Genomic DNA, 19,545 nt, shown 5'->3' with positions numbered 1-19,545 from the left:
CCAGAGCCAGAGCCAGAGCCAGAGCCAGAGCCAGAGCCAGAGCCAGAGCCAGTGTTCAACCCAGCGAGTCCGGAGAGGTTTGTGCCGCTTCTCAGGCTGCGCGAGCGGCAGGGATGGACGATTCAGCTTGTTGCAGGGCACCAGGAACAGACTATTCTTAATGTGCTCGATAAGGCGTCTGGAGAGACGGGCCTGAATTATACAAAGGGGGAGCGGCAAGGACGGGATTGGTTCATGTTGGTGCACGGCCAATACCAGAGCCGTGATGAGGCCTTGGCGGCAGCATCCAGGCTACCGCCTGCGTTAACGGTCGTAAACCCGTGGATTCGCCCCTATTCGGCCTATTAATTGCACCAAATTGGTGCGATCAAGGCGGTGTCTGAGTCAAAAGCTGCGAAAAAAATTGTATACGTAGTCTTACGTGTGTAGAATCCCTTCCCCCTTTTTTTCAGTGCCAGTACGTTTTTTGCACTTTCTTGGTGCACGGCGCCGCTGGTGGGAAGCATTTACACGTGAGAGAACGCTTATGACAACAGGCTTGTATCATCCTGATGAGTTCAGGGACAACTGCGGTTTTGGCCTGATTGCCCATATGGAGGGCGAGGCGAGCCATAAGTTGCTGCAGACTGCCATCGAGTCTCTGACTTGTATGACGCACCGGGGAGGTATCGCTGCCGATGGCAAGACCGGTGATGGTTGTGGTCTGCTCATTCAGAGCCCTAAGGCCTTCCTCTATAAAGCTGCTCAGGCAGCGTTCGGCAAAAAACCTGGCGACTTATTTGCAGTTGGCCAGGTTTTTTTGGCTAAGGACGAAGAGAAAGCAGAGCAAGGACGAGCAGCTGTCGAGAAAGGTCTTTTAGATCAAGGGCTTGAGGTTATTGGGTGGCGAGAGGTTCCTGTCGATGACAGTTGTCTTGGCCCTATGGCGCTGGATTGTCTGCCGCGCATCGAGCAGGTGTTTGTAGAGCCAGCTGGCAAGACCGAAAATGAGTTCGCTATCAGTCTGTTTGTTGGCCGCCGGCATGCTGAACGGGCCATGGCGGACGATCCGGAGTTCTACATCTGCAGCCTTTCTCATAAGACGCTGGCCTACAAGGGCCTGATGATGCCGGCAGACCTGGCGAACTTCTACAAGGATCTTGGTGACCCTGAGTTACAAACCGCTATTTGCATTTTCCACCAGCGGTTTTCCACCAACACCATGCCTCGCTGGCCATTGGCGCAGCCGTTTCGCTTCCTGGCCCACAACGGTGAAATCAATACCATTGATGGTAACCGGAACTGGGCAATAGCCCGGGCTGCCAAGTTCAGCTCGCCGGATCTGCCCGATCTGCAAACCCTCCAACCCCTGGTGAATCTGACCGGTTCAGACTCTTCCAGTATGGATAATATGCTTGAGATCCTGCTGGCCGGGGGGGTGAATCTGTTCCGGGCTGCCCGAATGATGATTCCGCCCGCGTGGCAGAATGTCGATACCATGGATTCGGAGTTGCGCTCTTTCTATGAATACAACTCCATGCATATGGAGCCTTGGGATGGGCCAGCCGGACTGGTTATGTCGGATGGACGCTACGCGCTCTGTATGCTGGATCGTAATGGTCTGCGCCCCGCCCGTTGGGTAATTACGAAAGATGGTTTCATCACTCTGGCGTCAGAAGTGGGCACGTATAGCTACTCTCCGGACGAAGTGGTTGCCAAAGGCCGGGTTGGCCCAGGTCAGATGCTGGCCATCGATACCGAGTCCGGTGAGGTGCTGCATACCCGGGATATTGATCAGCGACTGAAAAAAGCTCAGCCATATAAGCGCTGGCTGAAAGAAAATGCGCTTCGGGTGGAAACAACGCTGAATCAGGCCACGCCTGAGTTCAAATTGATGGCGCCCGATGAGCTGCTGGTTCATCAGAAGATGTTCAATATTTCTTTTGAAGAGCGTGATCAAGTGCTTCGGCCGCTGGCGGAAAGTGCTCAGGAAGCTGTTGGCTCCATGGGAGACGATACGCCGATGGCGGTGTTGTCCAGCAAGGTTCGTCATGTCGGGGATTACTTCCGGCAGAAGTTTGCTCAGGTGACCAACCCTCCGATTGATCCCCTCCGGGAGACCATTGTGATGTCTCTGGAAACGTGCCTTGGAGCTGAGCAGAACGTATTTGATGAGTCTCCGGAGCATGCAAACCGGATTATTCTGACCACCCCGGTTTTGTCACCAGCGAAGTTTCTGCGTATCAGCAATAATGACCGGCCGGGATTTGAGGTTGCCAGAATAGCCATGAGCTACCGCCCTGAAGAGGGGCTGGAGCAGGCCGTACGCCGCGTCTGTGAAGAAGCCGAGAGTGCCGTTCGTGATGGCAAAGTGCTGCTGATTCTGAGTGACCGGGATCTGGCTGAAGGCGACCTGCCGGTCAATGCCATGATGGCAACCGGGGCGGTTCATCACCATCTGGTGGCGAAAGGCCTGCGTTGTGATTCCAATATCATCGTGGAAACGGGCTGGGCACGTGATCCGCATCAGTTCGCGGTCCTCTTCGGGTTTGGCGCAACGGCTGTCTATCCTTACCTGGCGTATCAGGTCCTGAACGATCTGATCCGGACAGGTGAGATGCTGATGGATCCGATTGAGGCCAAGAACAACTATCGCAAAGGCATCAACAAAGGGTTGCTGAAGATCCTTTCAAAGATGGGGATCTCGACCATTACATCCTATCGGGGTGCCCAGCTGTTTGAGGCGATCGGTCTTGCAGACAATGTGGTGGACTTGTGTTTCAAAGGCGTCCCCAGTCGTATCCAGGGTGCCGATTTCTACGACTTCCAGCAGGACCAGGAGCAATTGGCTTCGGTGGCCTGGAAACCACGCAAACCGCTTTCTCAGGGGGGCTTGCTCAAGTACGTCCATGGGCAGGAGTATCATGCCTTTAACCCGGATGTGGTGGGTAAGCTGCAGGACGCTGTGATCACTGGCGATTACGGGGTTTATCGGGAATATGCCGGGCTGGTCAATGAGCGTCCCGTAGCCACCTTGCGTGACCTGCTGGTGTTCCGTGACGGCATTGAGGCGATAGATTTGTCCGAAGTTGAGCCGGTTGAGAACATCTTCCCAAGGTTCGATTCCGCTGCAATGTCTCTGGGTGCCCTGTCGCCCGAGGCGCACGAGGCCTTGGCTGTCGCCATGAACACGCTGGGTGGCCGCTCGAACTCCGGTGAGGGCGGCGAGGACCCGGCGCGCCACGGCACCAACAGGCGCTCCAAGATCAAACAAGTGGCATCTGGCCGGTTTGGGGTTACGGCGGAATATCTGCGTAGCGCCGATGTTATGCAGATCAAGGTTGCGCAGGGAGCGAAGCCTGGCGAAGGAGGGCAATTGCCGGGTGGTAAGGTGAACGATCTGATTGCACGCCTGCGGTACTCCGTGCCTGGTGTCACGCTGATTTCTCCGCCTCCACACCATGATATCTACTCGATTGAAGACCTTGCTCAACTGATCTTCGATCTCAAACAGGTTAATCCAGAGGCGCTGGTCTCCGTCAAGCTGGTGTCTGAGCCGGGCGTGGGAACTATTGCTGCCGGGGTCGCCAAGGCCTATGCCGATCTGATTACCGTATCCGGTTATGACGGTGGTACGGCGGCCAGTCCGCTGACATCCATCCGTTATGCGGGTTCGCCCTGGGAACTGGGGTTGACCGAAACCCAGCAGGCCCTGCGAGCCAACGATCTCCGGGGCAAAATCCGCCTGCAGACTGACGGTGGAATCAAAACGGGCCTGGATGTGGTGAAGGCGGCCATTCTGGGCGCTGAAAGCTTTGGTTTTGGTACTACGCCGATGGTTGCGCTTGGCTGCAAGTACCTGCGTATTTGCCACCTGAATAACTGTGCAACTGGCGTTGCAACTCAGAACGACTACCTTCGGGAGGAGCACTTCAAGGGTACCGTGGACATGGCCATGAACTTCTTCCGCTTTGTGGCTGAGGAAACCCGGGAGTGGATGGCAAAGCTGGGCGTGCGCACACTGGAGGCGCTGGTCGGGCGGGTCGACTTGCTTGAGCGCTTGCCGGGCGATACCGAAAGGCAGAGCAAGCTGAACCTGAGCCGGCTGCTGGAAAACGATCATATTCCGGCGGACAAGCCGCATACTTGCCAGATCGAACGCAACAAGCCATTTGATGAAGGCCGTCTGGCGGAACAGATGGTGATGGATACGGCAGCGGCCATCGCGGAGAAGTCGGGCGGAGCGTGGAGCTACCGTGTGACCAATTGCGACCGTTCTATCGGTGCGCGTCTGTCGGGAGAGATTGCTGCCCGCCATGGTAACCAAGGCATGACAGATGCACCGATCACCCTGGATCTGACGGGGACGGCGGGCCAGAGTTTCGGCGTCTGGAACGTCGGTGGCCTGAACCTGATTCTGGAAGGCGATGCCAACGACTACGTAGGTAAAGGCATGACCGGCGGCAAGTTGGTGGTCAAGCCGCCCCGCGGCAGCGATTTCAAGACCCAGGAAACCTCCATTGTGGGCAACACCTGTCTGTACGGCGCCACCGGTGGCAAGCTGTTTTCGGCAGGTACCGCTGGCGAGCGCTTCGCCGTTCGTAACTCCGGTGCTCATGCGGTTGTTGAGGGTGCTGGTGATCACTGCTGTGAATACATGACCGGTGGCCTGGTCACGGTTCTGGGGACGACCGGATACAACTTTGGCGCCGGTATGACGGGGGGATTTGCCTACGTTCTGGATCTCGATAACACCTTCGTGGACAAATACAACCATGAACTGGTTGAGATACAGCGGATTTCCCGTGAAGACATGGAGGCCTACCGGAACCACCTGCGTGGCGTGATCCGGGAGCACATTTCCGAAACCGGAAGTGCCTGGGCAGAGCACCTACTAGAGGATTTCGACGATTACATCGGCCGTTTCTGGCTGGTCAAGCCCAAGGCCGCGAACCTTCGCAGCTTGCTGGCGAGCACCCGCGCCCGCCCGGAATAAAGGGCAGGCAATACAAGGTTGGTGGGCTGCGCCCTGGTGCGGCCCCGTCGAAATCGAGCTGATGAGAGTAGCAACATGAAAGAACGTCTCAATAATGACTTTCAGTTTGTGGAAGTAGGGCGGGTAGATCCAAAAAAGGTGCCTGCCAAGAAGCGCAAAAAGGAATTCGGGGAAATTTATCACCCGTTCAGTGAAACCCATGCGGCGTCTCAGTCCCATCGCTGCCTGGCGTGCGGTAACCCATACTGCGAATGGAAGTGCCCGGTACACAACTATATTCCGAACTGGCTGAAGCTGGTGTCGGAGGGCAACATCATGAAGGCCGTGGAGTTGTGTCATCAGACCAACTCCCTGCCCGAAGTTTGTGGCCGTGTGTGCCCGCAGGATCGCTTGTGTGAGGGTGCCTGTACCCTGAACGACGGCTATGGTGCAGTTACGATCGGTTCTGTCGAGAAATACATCACGGATACCGCCTTTGCGCTGGGCTGGAAACCGGATATGTCGCGCGTGAGCTGGACTGACAAGAAAGTGGCTGTGATTGGCGCGGGCCCTGCGGGGCTGGGCTGTGCCGATGTGCTGGTGCGTAACGGAGTCAGGCCGGTGGTCTTTGACCGTTATCCGGAGATCGGTGGTCTGCTGACTTTTGGTATCCCCGAGTTCAAGCTGGAAAAATCGGTCATGTCCCGCCGCCGCAAGGTGTTCGAGGAGATGGGCGTGGAGTTCCGCCTGAGCACCGAGGTGGGCAAAGACGTTCAGCTGAACAAGATGCTGGAAGAGTTCGATGCTGTCTTTATGGGCATGGGTACCTACACCTACATGAAGGGTGGGTTCCCGGGGGAGGAGTTGCCCGGTGTCTATGACGCCCTGCCGTTCCTGATTTCCAATGTGAATCGCCGCCTCGGCTTTGAGAAGAAAGAAGCCGACTTCATTGATATGAAGGGCAAACGTGTTGTGGTTTTGGGCGGCGGTGATACCGCGATGGACTGTAACCGCACATCGATTCGTCAGCAGGCCGAAAGTGTGACCTGCGCCTACCGGCGAGATGAGGCGAACATGCCGGGGTCCCGCCGGGAAGTGGCCAACGCAAAGGAAGAAGGGGTCAGGTTCCTTTTCAATCGACAGCCGATTGCCATTATTGGTGAGGATCAGGTTGGGGGCGTGAAGGTGGTGACGACAGAGCTGGGTGAACCGGACGAGAATGGTCGTCGACGCCCTGAAGTCGTGCCGGGTAGTGAGGAAGTGATCCCGGCCGATGCGGTGCTTGTGGCGTTTGGCTTCCGCCCGAGTCCGGCTCCGTGGTTTGAAGCGTTGGGTGTTGAAACCGATGAGTCTGGCCGTGTGACTGCGCAGGAGAGGGCCGAGTTTCCGTTCCAGACCAGCAATCCGAAGATCTTCGCCGGTGGTGATATGGTGCGAGGCTCGGATCTTGTGGTAACGGCTATCTGGGAAGGTCGTCAGGCTGCTGAAGGTATCCTCGATTACCTGGATGTCTGAACGTCAGGGTAGGGAGGAATCAGGCAGGGGGTACCCTGCCTGATGGACTGCGTGGCTCCCGGGAGGGCAGTGCCTCCATGCCTGTTTCAGCACTTAGAAAGCCGGCTCACTCAAAGATAAAGAAATGCTTCGGGTCACTGCTCCGGTGGCCCGGATTGATGTCTTTTAGCTGGACCGTGTTTTCCTCTGGGCCTTTCAGTTGCCAGAGCTCGTAGCCGCTGAGCCCATCGTGTGCCCTGAGTATCAGGGTATTGTTGAAGACAATCGGGAGGCGAACTCCCGCCAAGATGTTACCGACGTTCAGGTTACCAACTGGGATGGTGCCTTCTTCGGTCCCGTCTGTTCTCCAGAGAGTCTGGGTCCCGGCTTTTCCGTCATCTGCATTGAAATAGAGCATTCCATTCAGTTCTGAAAACCCTGGGTTTGTGCTTGTTGTAATACTGCTGTCCCGGCCATTGTTTTCAATGTTGATGTTTTTGAGCATCCGGGTGCCTTCTGGCGTCCCGTCGGTTTTCCAGGGTTCAAGCCCGGCACCCTCGCTGCTGGCAAAAAAGTACAGCTCGTCACCCAAGGTGGCCAGGCCAAATGGGAAGTTGAACCCGCTTCCAACCAGCACGGTGCTTTCTGGTGTGCCATGGGTTTTCCAGAGTCGGCGACCCTCATCTTTGGTGTATGCATTGAAATAAAGCGCGCCGTGGGCGAAACCGAACTGAAAGGGCGAGCTGGGAAGGCCGTCAGGGTTGATGTCCTTGAGCAGGGTTGTCCCCTCTTCTGTACCGTCGGTTCGCCAGAGTTCAAGGCCAGACACTCCGTCGTCTGCAGCAAAGTAAAGGGCGCCATCATACTCGACCATTGATATCCAGACCTGGGGATTGTTGAGGCCGTGGCCGCTGCCAGGGTTAATGTCTTTGAACAGGTGGAGGCCGGCTTCCGAACCGTCCGTTCTCCAGATTTCTTTACCGGAGACGCCGTCGTCCGCCCAGAAATACAGGTGGTTGTTGAATACCGTGAGGTAGCCTGGGTTGCTTCCAGAGCGGCCGGGCCGGAGATCGCTGTACATCTCCGTGCCCTCAGGGGTGCCGTCTGTGCGCCACAGCTCGAGGCCGTTGGTGCCGTTGGTCGCCTTGAAGTAGAGCAAACCGTTGAATTCAGTGAAGCCCGACGGGTGGCTATTGTCGGCGCCCGGAAAAATGTCCTTAAACAGCGTTGTGCCCGCAGCCGTGCCGTCGGTTCGCCAGAGCTCAGTGCCGTGCTCATCGGTCGTGGCGGAAAAGTATACGAATGAGCCGTAGCGAGCAAAGAGAGAGGGGTTGGAATCCCCGCCAGCCGGATTGATATCTTTGACCATCACGGTTTCTGATTTTGTGTCGTCGTATTTCCAGAGTTCCGTGCCATGGACGCCATCGTCAGCCGAAAAGAGCAGAAAGCTTCCTGAGGGTGGCGTGTTGTCAGTGTCGTCACTACCGCTACTGTCGGAGCCGCCATCGGAAATGTCGGCGGTCGGGGGTGTGTCGGTTTCTCCGCCCGTCAGTGGTTTATTATCGGAACTGCTGTCTCCGCAGGCGGAGAGCATGATTCCCGCTATGGTAATGATGGCGAATCTGGTCAATGTGCTTGGTGAGATCATGATCTGAATCCGTTGTAAGACGCCTTTTCTGAGACGAAGGTACCGGGCGCCCGAAGATAGTTCGGAGCCCGGCTGTCTGAAGTGTCTGGGGTGGGTTAGAAGCCCGTAACAGGCCGTTGCATGCCTGAGGCGTCGAGAGCTTTTCGCAGGGATCCCCGCTCGCGGGTGTTCACGTAATACACCGTGCTGTTGTCGCTATCGGTATGCACCTGTATCAACCGGTGCGGTCCCGGGGCCAGACCATGCATGGTGACCTCTTCTGGCATTGCGTCCAGTGTACCCAGCAGAACGCGGCCGGCTCCGGGGTCGGCCGCGCTGACGGCGGAGATGTCTTTACCGCTCCACAGAAAGACTTCACTGAGCTCGGTTACGTTGGCGGGGCTATTGTCGCCATTCCCGGACAGAGAGGCGCCAATCCATCTGGCGTCGGGAATGATGGCGGAGTCGCTGCCATCAATTTTCATGGCTACGGCATCGTCCCGGCCCATGATGTCCGTGCGGTTGTAGAACAGCCAGCCGTCCCGAGAGCCCAGAACGTCGGTCTGGAGCCCCATTGAGGCAGCGTTGCTGGTGTCCAGCTCTTTACGGTCATTCCCGTTGCTATCCCAGCTCACCACCGTATTGCCGGCCGATGCTGCTACCCGGCCTTCGTCGGCAAGGAGAAAGCCGGTGAAATATCCCAGGTTTTCTTCCTGCTCCGAGAGGACGGACCAACGGTTGCCTTCTACCCGGTACAGGTCCTGAGGCCCGGTCTGCGCGATCCCACCCACACCGAAGTAGAGTACGTCGCCGTCAACAGCAATATTCCGGTCTGCAGGTAGTCTTGGGATGCCTGAACCGCCTACAGGCAGCTTTAGTGGTTGATTATTTTCATCGAGAACCTGCGTCAGTTGGGGGCTGGCACTGGATTTGTAATGCCACAAAGTGGGGCCCTCAGAGATGCAGGGGCGGCCAATGATGTTGGGATTGATGAGGGTGTCGATGACCAGATACTGGCTGTTGTCGCTGAGTGGCCTTCCGAGGGGCTCGGCACTGGCAGCCTCTTTCGGGGACGGAAGTAAGCTGTCATTCATGATCGAGCTGTATAAGCCTGCCCCTGGGCCGGGTGAAGAGGAAGGTCTGGCTCCGACCAGGCGGTAGCCGTTTGAACAGGTCAGGTCATCATGTGTTCTTAACACGAGATAGGCGTGCTTGGCGGGATCACCCTGTTTCCGAAGAGCGACAACGTGCCGGACGACCATCGACATGGCGTTCTGGGGTTCGTCTGTGGCACCAAACGACATGTGTACCCGTTTTTCGCTTGTTGGCAAACCGTAGACCACCCCGGCATTCTCTGCATCCGCGTAATCTTGCCAGATGAGCGTCCCGGCCCCGAGGACGCTCGCACCAAGGTAGGTTTCCGACGACACGCGAACCGGCGTCGGAACGGGTGTTGTTGCATCGGTGCTTACCCGGGCGAAGCCTTCGGAGGTTTCGTTGCCTGCATCCCGGTTGTGCAGGAACAATACATCAGAAACGCGATAGTTGGTCACGCGGCCATCGTCATCGACATCGGCTTCATACAGCGGGGCATAGTGGGAGCGTCCCATATCCAGCCCCAGCGCGGACTCCCGGGAATCCAGCTTCAGGACCGAGAGCGCTCCGGGGTTAGCCGGGTCAAGGGCGTACAGCGCCGAATGAAATTGCTGTTGTCCGGTATTCGGGTTTTCGCCGCTTTGGTAGGTGTAGCTGAAGTACAGCAGATCCTGGTTGTCAGCGTCGCCGTCCAACCCTGAAAGCCCGGACAGGCCGGAACCACCGCCGCCGTTGTTGCCACCAACGTTGCTTTTGTCTTCCGGGGTATCGCTTCCGCTGGAACCGCCACCGCCGCAAGCCGACATGGCAGCCCCCAGGGCGGCCAGCAGAATGGTTCTGGGTATTACTCCTGAGAAATGCATTTTGTAACTCCAATTCCATAGGTTTCCTGAAGCTGGACCGGAAATTCGATGATCCGCCCCTGACGCCAGTTCCTGGCACCAAAAATGGTAGTTAACTCGACGACGTGTCGTTATCCTGCAGATGTACTACAGTACAAGCTTGGGCGGTTACGACGGTTCCGTCACAAGGCAAGAGTGTTGATGGTTTCATGTGCCCCTGAGAGGGCAGCTGTAGAAGTGAGGGAAAGGAAGCCCGGACATGCGAACGACGACGAGTGAATTTATTCTCGCCATCCATGATGCCAGTATGTACTTGTCTCCTGCTGATTTTCACCGATGGTCGCTCAGCGAAATCCGGTCCTATATTGACTTTGATTTCGCGATCTGGGGTGGGGGGAACGGTGATAGCCGCCAGTTGCACATGGCGACGGTTCTGGACCAGGTTGATACGTTTTTCGAAACCTGGGAAACCGTAAAGCATCACGATCCGTACGCGGATCTGGTGATCGGGAATACGGGAAGAACCTGGTCGATTGAGGAAGTCCCGGGCTTTCGCCACAGCGAGGCCTACAGTGAGCACTGGGGGCGCTACTCAGCCCGCCAAATGGTGTCGACGATGGAAGTCGACCCTTACACCGGGCTGCACATTTTTGTGACTCTGGCTCGGGAAAACCCGGACGCACTTTTTACGCGTGACGAAGTGTCTGCCAAGAATCTGATCACCCAGCATCTTTTTCTGGCCTCTCGTCATAATGACATGCATTACCTGCGTGCCCGTCAGGCGCCTGCGGCGTTTGTTGACCAGCGCGGACTTCTTCATGCCTCCCTGCCTGAGTTTTGTGCCCTGATGGTCAGCGAGTGGGGCCGGCAAGCCGGTTACCGCCTGCCTGAGCCGGTGACTCAGGCTTTATGGAATACCGGGCACTGCCAGAGTCGTCATCTGTCGTTGAATGCAGAGCGTTATAATCATCGTCTTTTGGTGAGAGCAGCGGAAACACCGTCGGTGACGCTGAGCCCGAGAGAAACAGAAATTGCCTGGATGTACGCTCAAGGTAACAGTTACAAGCGGGTTGCTCAGAGGGTAGGCGTTTCGCCTACGACGGTGAGAACGCACCTGGCCCGGGTTTATCAGAAGCTTGGTGTCTCCGATAAAGGGTCTCTGGCCATCTGGCTTAAGGAAAATCAAGGCAATCCTGAGCCGTAACGCATTTTCATAGGGGGGCTGGCCGCAAACGTCGGCATTCGAAGGGGTCCCGGACCAGGCCGGTTTCAGGCTTGAGGGGATAAACGCCGCTTCGCCCTTTTTTCTTTAGCCAGAAACGCTATCATTGCAGGCCTCTAATTGGGCTAGCCGAGCCACCACTTGTCATTAACTATCGGGATTAAGCCATGACCGAGTTGAAAAACGACCGTTTTTTACGTGCCCTGATGCGTCAGCCTGTAGACCGCACCCCCGTGTGGATGATGCGTCAGGCTGGCCGCTATTTGCCGGAGTACCGCGCAACCCGGGCCAAGGCTGGCGATTTTCTGAGCTTGTGCAAGAATACCCCGTTAGCCTGCGAGGTGACGCTTCAGCCGCTGGAACGTTACCCGCTGGATGCCGCCATTCTGTTTTCGGACATCCTCACCATTCCGGATGCGTTGGGACTGGGATTGTATTTTGAGACCGGCGAAGGTCCGAAATTCCGCAAGGTCATCCGTTCAGAAGCCGATGTCGATGCTCTGCCAACAATGAAGGCAGAGTCTGACCTCGATTATGTGATGAATGCCGTGTCCACCATTCGCCGGGAGCTGAATGGTCGGGTGCCACTGATCGGTTTCTCTGGCAGTCCGTGGACACTGGCCACGTATATGGTTGAGGGTGGTTCCTCCAAGGATTTCCGGGAGACCAAGAAACTGGCGTATGGGCAGCCTGAGGTGATGCACCGGCTACTGGATCACCTCGCAGAGTCGGTAATTGATTATCTGAATGGTCAGATCAAGGCCGGAGCCCAGGCTGTGCAGATTTTTGATACCTGGGGTGGGGTGCTCAGCGGCTGGGCCTATGAAGAGTTCTCGCTGAGCTACATGAAGAAGATTGTTGCCGGCCTGATTCGTGAAAGTGAAGGGCGCCGGGTGCCCGTGATTCTGTTCACCAAGAACGGCGGACAGTGGCTGGAGTCGATTGCAGATTCAGGCTGTGATGCGGTTGGCCTCGATTGGACGACGGATATTGGTAATGCCCGTGCCCGAGTCGGCGACAAGGTGGCACTGCAGGGCAATATGGATCCGGCCATGTTGTATGCGCCGAAAGCCCGTATCCGCGAGGAAGTGGCCGATATTCTGGCGCGCTTTGGTTCCGGCACTGGGCACATCTTCAACCTGGGCCATGGGATTACGCCAGAGGTGGACCCGGAGCATGCGGGGGCGTTTATTGAGGCGGTTGTTGAGCTTAGCCCGCAGTACCACCAGTAGCCCTGGCCAGGAATTTGTCGGGGTATCAGCCTGTCGGGTGTCGGCAGGCTGATACCAGCCCGACCCATCATTGATGTAAGTATCCTCGGCCTAACCGAAATCATTTTGACGAGTACCGTCGAAATGAAAGGAGATCTTGCCTGGCTGTACTGGCTTTCACGCCCGGTCTATAGTCATGGACAACAAGACGTTGTTTTGGAGTTCTCCCGTGTCGACAAATAAAACTGACAAACGCCGTTTTCATCGAATCAGCTTTGATGCACCTTGTGAGCTGCATTGTCAGGACCAGGTGTGGTTAACGGAAGTGCTGGACATTTCGTTGAAGGGGGTCTTGGTACAGAAGCCGGAAGGGTGGAGCGTTCCGCTGAAGCAGCCTTGCGAAGTGGTTATCCACCTGAATGAGCGTGAGGCGGCCATTGTGATGGCGGTGGAGCTGAAGCACGTTGACGCACAACGATTGGGGTTTCGCTGCCAGTACATCGATCTGGATAGTGCTTCGCACCTGAAGCGGCTGGTTGAGCTGAATCTGGGGGATCAGGCGTTGTTGGAGCGGGAGTTTTCCCATCTGATTGACTAACTTGCCCTGCACGGATCTTGGCAAGGCCTGGGTGCGCTTATAACTCCTCCAAAGCCGAAAGCGCATCAGAAAGCTTGGTCACCGGAATCACTTTCATCCCTTCAACAGGCTTGCGAGGAGCGTTGGCCTTGGGTACCAGCGCTCGCGTGAAACCATGTTTTGCCGCCTCGTAAATTCTCTCCTGGCCATTGGGTACAGGGCGGATCTCTCCGGATAATCCCACTTCCCCGAAGATCACCAGGTCTTGCGGCAGGGCTCTGTTCCTGAATGATGAAACCACCGCAGACAGCAGCGCCAGATCGGCACTGGTTTCGCTCACCTTGACCCCTGCCACCACGTTCACAAAGACATCCTGGTCGGCCACATGCATACCACCATGGCGGTGCAGTACGGCCAGCAGCATCGCCAATCGGTTTTGATCGGCACCCACGGCAACCCGCCTTGGGTAGCTTCCCTGAGCCATATCGACCAGTGCCTGAATCTCCACGAGCATGGGGCGGGTGCCTTCCCACACGACCATGACTACGCTGCCAGGAGCAGCTTCTTCGCCCCGGTTCAGGAAGATGGCGCTGGGATTCTTCACTTCTTTCAGGCCCTGCTCCAGCATGGCGAAGACGCCCAGTTCATTGACAGCGCCAAAACGGTTCTTGATCCCCCGAAGTGTGCGGTAGCGACTGTCACTGGAGCCTTCCAGAAGAATGGAGCAGTCAATCATATGCTCCAGAACTTTCGGGCCAGCGAGGCTGCCGTCTTTGGTGACGTGACCGACCAGTAGCAGGATGGTGCCGGTCTGCTTGGCAAAGCGGGTCAGGAAGGCTGCACTTTCCCGGACCTGTGATACCGAGCCGGGGGCAGATTCTATGTCCGCCACATGCATCACCTGAATACTGTCGATCACCAGAATACGGGGTTTTTCGGCTTCGGCTACCTGAATCAGCCGTTCAACGGAGGTTTCCGACAGCATTTTCAGGTCTTGAGTGGGGAGCCCCAGGCGTTTGGCGCGCATAGCAACTTGTTGCAGGGATTCCTCGCCCGTCACGTACAGGGCAGAGTGCCGGGCCGCCAGTTGACAAACCGCCTGCAGAAGCAGAGTGCTTTTGCCGGCACCCGGGTGGCCGCCCATCAGGACGGCAGAGCCCTCTACCAGGCCGCCACCCAGTACCCGGTCAAACTCCTGCATGCCGGTGCTGATGCGAGCCTGTTCTGCAAGGCTGACGTCGTCCAGGCTTTTGACCTCTGAGAGGCTGCCGGCGTAACCCTCGAAGCGGGCGCTGCGGGCTCCTTTGCCGGGGCCGGAAACGCCTCGTACTTCGCTGATGGTGTTCCAGGCCTGGCAGGCGGTGCACTGACCTTGCCATTTGGAGTAGTCTGAGCCGCATTCGGTGCAGACAAACGCGGTTTTGGCTTTGGCCATGATCAGGGCTCCGTTATCAGGCAGGGTATGAAGGGCGAGCCGGCACAAGAGCCGGCTCTGTGGTGTGTTACGCGAGCTTTTTGTACTTCATGCGCTTGGGCTGCATGGCAGAATCCCCTTTGCGCTTCTTGAAGTCGGCGTCGTAATCCGTGAAGTTGCCTTCAAAATAAACCACGTCACCATCGTCTTCGAAGGCGAGGATGTGCGTGGCCACCCGGTCCAGGAACCAGCGGTCGTGCGAGATGACCAATGCCGAACCCGGGAAGTTGAGAAGGGCTTCTTCCAGTGCTCGCAGGGTTTCCACGTCCAGATCGTTGGTGGGTTCGTCCAGCAGGAGGACGTTGCCACCCTGTTTCAGCAATTTGGCCAGGTGCAGGCGGTTGCGCTCGCCGCCGGACAGGTCGCCGACGCGTTTCTGCTGGTCGCTGCCCTTGAAGTTGAAGCGGCCAACATAGGCACGGGATGGCGTCTCGTAGTTCCCGACTTTAATGATGTCCTGGCCGTCACTGAGTTCCTCCCAGACGGTTTTGCTGCCGTCCAGATCACGCATCTGATCGACGTAGGCCAGTTCCACCGTTTCTCCCACCGTGATCGACCCGGAATCCGGCTTGTCCATGTCAGCGATCATCTTGAACAGGGTGGATTTACCCGCACCGTTGCCCCCGATGATGCCGACAATGGCGCCGGCTGGCACATTGAAGGAAACGTTTTCGTACAGCAGGCGGTCGCCAAAGGCTTTGCTGATGCCCTCAACGTTGATCACGTTGTCACCCAGGCGAGGTCCGGGCGGGATGTACAGTTCGTTGGTTTCGTTGCGCTTCTGGAATTCCTGGGAGCTCATTTCCTCAAAGCGGGCCAGGCGGGCCTTGCTCTTGGACTGTCGGCCCTTGGCATTGGAACGCACCCACTCAAGCTCGTGTTTGATGGCTTTCTGATGGGCCGCTTCCTGTTTGGCTTCCATCTCCAGGCGTTTTTCTTTGTTTTCCAGCCACTGGCTGTAGTTGCCCTCAAAAGGAATGCCGTGTCCCCGGTCGAGTTCCAGAATCCAGCCAGCGACGTTGTCCAGGAAATAGCGGTCGTGGGTGATGGCTACGACGGTGCCTTCGTAGTCGTGCAGGAAACGCTCCAGCCAGGCAACAGATTCTGCATCCAGGTGGTTGGTTGGCTCATCCAGAAGCAGCATATCCGGCCCGGACAGGAGCAGGCGGCACAGGGCTACCCGGCGGCGCTCCCCCCCGGACAGGACTTTGATTTTCTGGTCCCAGGCGGGAAGGCGAAGGGCGTCGGCGGCGACTTCCATTTTCCGCTCAATGTCGTGGCCATCGGTGGCCTGGATAATGGCTTCAAGTTCGCCTTGTTTCTTGGCGAGCTCATCGAAGTCCGCATCGGGTTCGGCATAAGCGGCATACACTTTGTCCAGCTCTGCCAGAGCGTTATGTACGTGGGCGACCGACTCGTCAACAATTTCCTTGACGGTTTTCTCTTCGTCCAGCTCCGGCTCCTGTGGCAGGTAACCGACATTGATGCCTGGCTGGGGTCTGGCCTCGCCGATGTAATCCTGGTCGACCCCCGCCATAATGCGGAGAAGGGTGGATTTACCGGCGCCATTCAGGCCCAGGACACCGATTTTGGCGCCTGGGAAGAAGCTCAGTGAGATGTCTTTCAGGATTTCCCGCTTGGGTGGAACAACTTTGCCCACGCGGTTCATGGTGTATACGTATTGGGCCATGTTGGCAGATTCCTTTTATCAAACAGTAGCTTGAAAAACAAAAAGCACGTCAGGCGTCTGACCGAGGGCGTCAGAGTGAGCGGGCCGGGGCGTTTGAATCAGGGATGATTCAGCTGAGCGTAAAGGGGCGTATCTACAGTGTATCCCGGATTGCTCACCCCGGAGGCCGACACCTCGGACGTCGGTACCTGAGAATAGTGTCGGGGTAAGGTATCTAAAGCGTTCTGTGATAGCAATTGAGCTGAAATCCCGATTGCCGGTGTGCCGGTATCCCCGGACGGCATAAAGGATGATTTTCAACCCGCTTTCGCGATAGAATAGCGGCCCAAATTTTCAGGGGTTTCGGCCTGCTCAGAAGCAGTGCCGGGCCAGCCATACAGACAGGGGCAGCAGATCCATGTTTACTCGTGATATGAAAATCGCCGGTTTTGATGATGAACTCTGGAACGCCATGCAGGCGGAAGAAAAGCGTCAGGAAGCTCACATCGAACTGATCGCGTCAGAAAACTACACCAGTCCGCGTGTAATGGAAGCGCAAGGCAGTGTGCTGACCAACAAGTACGCAGAGGGGTACCCCGGTAAGCGTTACTACGGTGGTTGCGAGTTTGTGGACATCGCCGAAGATCTGGCCATTAATCGTGCCAAAGAGCTTTTCGGTGCGGCCTATGCCAACGTGCAGCCCCATTCAGGCTCCCAGGCCAACTCCGCTGTCTTTATGGCCCTGCTCAAGCCCGGCGACACCGTGCTGGGGATGAGTCTGGCTCACGGCGGTCACCTGACGCACGGTGCCAGTGTCAACTTTTCCGGCAAGATCTACCACGCGGTGCAGTATGGTCTGAACCCGGAAACCGGTCTTATTGATTACGAGGAAGTGGAAGCCCTCGCCGTTGAGCATAAGCCGAAAATGATCATCGCTGGTTTCTCGGCGTACTCGCAGGAACTGGACTTCGCTCGTTTTCGTGCGATCGCGGACAAAGTGGGTGCCTACCTGTTTGTGGACATGGCTCACGTAGCGGGCCTGGTAGCTGCTGGTGTGTACCCGGACCCGGTTCCTCATGCGCACGTCGTCACAACGACCACGCACAAGACTCTGCGCGGGCCTCGCGGTGGCCTGATTCTGGCCTGCGACGATGAAGATCTGCAGAAAAAGCTGAATTCTGCTGTTTTCCCTGGTGGTCAGGGTGGACCGCTGATGCACGTCATTGCGGCCAAAGCCATCTGCTTCAAGGAAGCCATGAGCGATGAGTTCAAGGCGTACCAGCAGCAGGTTGTGAAGAACGCGATGGCAATGGCAGATGTTTTCGTTGAGCGTGGCTTCGACGTGGTCTCCGGCGGGACCAAGAACCATCTGTTCCTGGTGAGCCTGATCAAGCAGGATATCACCGGTAAAGACGCAGATGCTGCGCTGGGTAAAGCACACATCACTGTCAACAAAAATGCTGTCCCGAACGATCCTCGTTCGCCCTTTGTGACCTCTGGCCTTCGCGTTGGAACGCCAGCCGTGACCACACGCGGTTTCGGGGAAACCGAGTGTCGGGATCTGGCGGGCTGGATGTGTGACATTCTCGACAACCTCGAAGATGAGGCCGTTATCAGCAGGGTGCGGGAGCAGGTGGAAGCTGTTTGCGCCCGATTCCCGGTCTATGGCTGAGCAGGCCTAGACAAGTCAACCCGGGCAGTCTGAAGAGTGTCCGGGTTCTTTCTTTCCGGAGCAGGTGAAATATGCATTGTCCGTTCTGTGGTGAAGCCGACACCAAGGTGATCGATTCACGCCTCGTGGCCGAGGGTGATCAGGTTCGCCGCCGCAGGGAGTGCCTGTCCTGTCGTGAGCGTTTTACCACCTTTGAGACTGCCGAACTGGTGATGCCTCGAGTGGTAAAACAGGACGGCACCCGCCAGCCCTTTGATGAGGAAAAGCTGCGGGCCGGTCTTATGAAGGCTCTGGAAAAACGCCCGGTCAGCATCGAGGAAATTGACGCCGCTCTGAATCGGATCAAATACCGTTTGCGTGCAACGGGCGAGCGTGAAGTCAAATCGATGCAGTTGGGGGAAGAGGTAATGACCGAGCTGCGCCAGTTGGACAAAGTGGCGTATGTTCGTTTTGCATCGGTGTATCGCAGTTTTCAGGACCTCAACGAATTCAAGGAAGAAATTGAGCGTCTTTCCCAGGGGAACGGCGACGCTGCGGTAGATGTGGCCAGGGCGCTGGTGGATAACGGGACAGGCAAAGGTCAGGCATGATTTCAGACCGTGATCGGGCAATGATGGCCCGGGCCATTCAACTGGCCTGGCGCGGTCGCTATTCAACCCATCCTAATCCGCGTGTCGGGTGCGTGATTGCCCGGGACGGCCGCATTGTTGGCGAGGGCTGGCATGAGCGTGCCGGGGAAGCCCATGCCGAGGTTCGGGCCTTGAGTCAGGCGGGGCATGATGCTCGGGGGGCGACGGCCTACGTAACGCTGGAGCCATGCAGCCACTACGGGCGTACGCCGCCGTGTGCAAGGGCGTTAGTCGAGGCGGGAGTAGCCCATGTGTTTGCCGCCACCAAAGATCCTAATCCGTCGGTTTCCGGTCGAGGGCTGGATATGCTGCGGGAGGCTGGCATTCGGGTTACCGAGGGCCTTATGGCGAATGAAGCCGCACGGTTGAATCCGGGTTTCATGAAGCGTATGACAACGGGGCGCCCCTGGGTGCGCCTGAAAATGGCGGCCAGTCTCGACGGGCGAACGGCCATGGCCAGCGGAGAGAGCCAGTGGATAACCGGCCCGGAAGCGCGACGGGATGTCCAGCGTCTGAGAGCTACCAGCGATGCCATTCTGACCGGCGTTGGAACGGTGTTGGCGGATGACCCGTCGCTGACTGTCAGGCGGGACGAAATGGGCGAGATTGGCGATGCGACGGACCCGTCCAGGCAACCGTTGCGGGTTATTGCCGATCGTGATGCCCGTACCCCGGTCTCTGCACGGATTCTGAGAGGCGGGAACGTGCAGCTGTTCTGCGCCAGTTCGACGCTGGTTTCGTCTCCCGCACAGGATTTGGCGGCGCTGGGCGTGAGTCTCACCGGCGTCGCCTGGAAAGACAACGGCGTCGACCTGGCGGAGCTGCTGGACGCCCTGGGTGAACTTGGTATCAATGAGTTGCTGGTAGAGGCGGGGCCGACACTGGCAGGAACGTTTATTCGGGAAAATCTGGTGGACGAACTCTGGCTCTATCAGGCCCCGGTTTTTCTGGGCAGTACTGGCAGGCCCACGGCGCATCTGCCGTTGGAGAGCATGGCAGACAAAGTACAATGGAAGGTGCTGGATCGTCGTCAGGTCGGGGAGGATCAGCGACTGATCCTTGCCCGCCGCTAATCATTC

General features: G+C 57.2%; 13 protein-coding genes. 9 read left to right on the top strand and 4 right to left on the bottom strand.

Annotation, left to right across the window (positions count from 1 at the left end):
* From K325_RS18815 to K325_RS0115825, 3 genes are all read left to right on the top strand, one after another.
* Positions 1-348: SPOR domain-containing protein (locus tag K325_RS18815; RefSeq protein WP_476738563.1), on the top strand; the 348-nt coding region annotated here is incomplete at its 5' end.
* Between the two features lie 178 nt (positions 349-526).
* Positions 527-4,975: a glutamate synthase large subunit gene (gltB, locus tag K325_RS0115830; protein ID WP_029655244.1), complete on the top strand. Its 4,449-nt coding sequence runs from the start codon at positions 527-529 to the stop codon at positions 4,973-4,975.
* Between the two features lie 75 nt (positions 4,976-5,050).
* Entirely contained in the window at positions 5,051-6,469 is a 1,419-nt protein-coding gene (locus tag K325_RS0115825; RefSeq protein WP_029655243.1) for an FAD-dependent oxidoreductase, read from the top strand.
* 106 nt (positions 6,470-6,575) lie between these two features.
* On the opposite strand, the gene K325_RS0115820 is transcribed toward K325_RS0115825, so the two are convergent.
* A complete protein-coding gene (locus tag K325_RS0115820) occupies positions 6,576-8,096 on the bottom strand; it encodes an ELWxxDGT repeat protein (RefSeq protein ID WP_051146682.1) in 1,521 nt (506 codons plus the stop codon).
* Positions 8,097-8,191: 95 nt separating this feature from the next.
* Positions 8,192-10,033 carry a hypothetical protein gene (locus K325_RS0115815; RefSeq protein ID WP_029655241.1) on the bottom strand — a complete coding sequence of 614 codons (1,842 nt, stop codon included), beginning with the start codon at positions 10,031-10,033 and terminating at the stop codon, positions 8,192-8,194.
* A 238-nt stretch (positions 10,034-10,271) separates the two neighbouring features.
* Here K325_RS0115815 and K325_RS0115810 point away from each other — a divergent pair, with 238 nt between their 5' ends.
* The 3 genes from K325_RS0115810 (at position 10,272) to K325_RS0115800 (ending at position 13,043) form a co-directional block, all read left to right on the top strand.
* On the top strand, positions 10,272-11,216 hold the full coding sequence (locus K325_RS0115810) for a helix-turn-helix transcriptional regulator (protein ID WP_029655240.1): 945 nt from the start codon (positions 10,272-10,274) through the stop codon (positions 11,214-11,216).
* A gap of 185 nt (positions 11,217-11,401) precedes the next feature.
* Positions 11,402-12,466, top strand: a complete 1,065-nt coding sequence (gene hemE, locus K325_RS0115805; RefSeq protein ID WP_029655239.1) for a uroporphyrinogen decarboxylase — start codon at positions 11,402-11,404, stop codon at positions 12,464-12,466.
* Between the two features lie 175 nt (positions 12,467-12,641).
* A complete protein-coding gene (locus K325_RS0115800) occupies positions 12,642-13,043 on the top strand; it encodes a PilZ domain-containing protein (protein ID WP_084694268.1) in 402 nt (133 codons plus the stop codon).
* Between the two features lie 37 nt (positions 13,044-13,080).
* Here K325_RS0115800 and radA read toward each other — a convergent pair whose 3' ends face one another.
* Positions 13,081-14,457: a DNA repair protein RadA gene (gene radA / locus K325_RS0115795; RefSeq protein WP_029655237.1), complete on the bottom strand. Its 1,377-nt coding sequence runs from the start codon at positions 14,455-14,457 to the stop codon at positions 13,081-13,083.
* Positions 14,458-14,524: 67 nt separating this feature from the next.
* The gene (gene ettA, locus K325_RS0115790; protein WP_029655236.1) at positions 14,525-16,186 is read right to left on the bottom strand and encodes an energy-dependent translational throttle protein EttA; all 1,662 of its coding nucleotides are present in this window, start codon (positions 16,184-16,186) and stop codon (positions 14,525-14,527) included.
* A 397-nt stretch (positions 16,187-16,583) separates the two neighbouring features.
* Between ettA and glyA the strand changes: the two genes are divergently transcribed.
* From glyA to ribD, 3 genes are all read left to right on the top strand, one after another.
* Positions 16,584-17,837 carry a serine hydroxymethyltransferase gene (gene glyA, locus K325_RS0115785; protein ID WP_029655235.1) on the top strand — a complete coding sequence of 418 codons (1,254 nt, stop codon included), beginning with the start codon at positions 16,584-16,586 and terminating at the stop codon, positions 17,835-17,837.
* Between the two features lie 71 nt (positions 17,838-17,908).
* Complete coding sequence (gene nrdR / locus K325_RS0115780) at positions 17,909-18,427, top strand: transcriptional regulator NrdR (protein WP_029655234.1); 519 nt, start codon at positions 17,909-17,911, stop codon at positions 18,425-18,427.
* Positions 18,424-19,539, top strand: coding sequence for a bifunctional diaminohydroxyphosphoribosylaminopyrimidine deaminase/5-amino-6-(5-phosphoribosylamino)uracil reductase RibD (ribD, locus tag K325_RS0115775; RefSeq protein WP_029655233.1), 1,116 nt, complete (start codon positions 18,424-18,426; stop codon positions 19,537-19,539). The genes nrdR and ribD overlap by 4 nt, the downstream gene beginning before the upstream one ends.
* Positions 19,540-19,545 lie beyond the last annotated feature (6 nt).

It is taken from the genome of Marinobacter daepoensis DSM 16072, assembly GCF_000421165.1.
In the GTDB taxonomy this organism is placed as follows: domain Bacteria; phylum Pseudomonadota; class Gammaproteobacteria; order Pseudomonadales; family Oleiphilaceae; genus Marinobacter; species Marinobacter daepoensis.
This window is presented reverse-complemented; position numbering and strand designations above follow the sequence as displayed.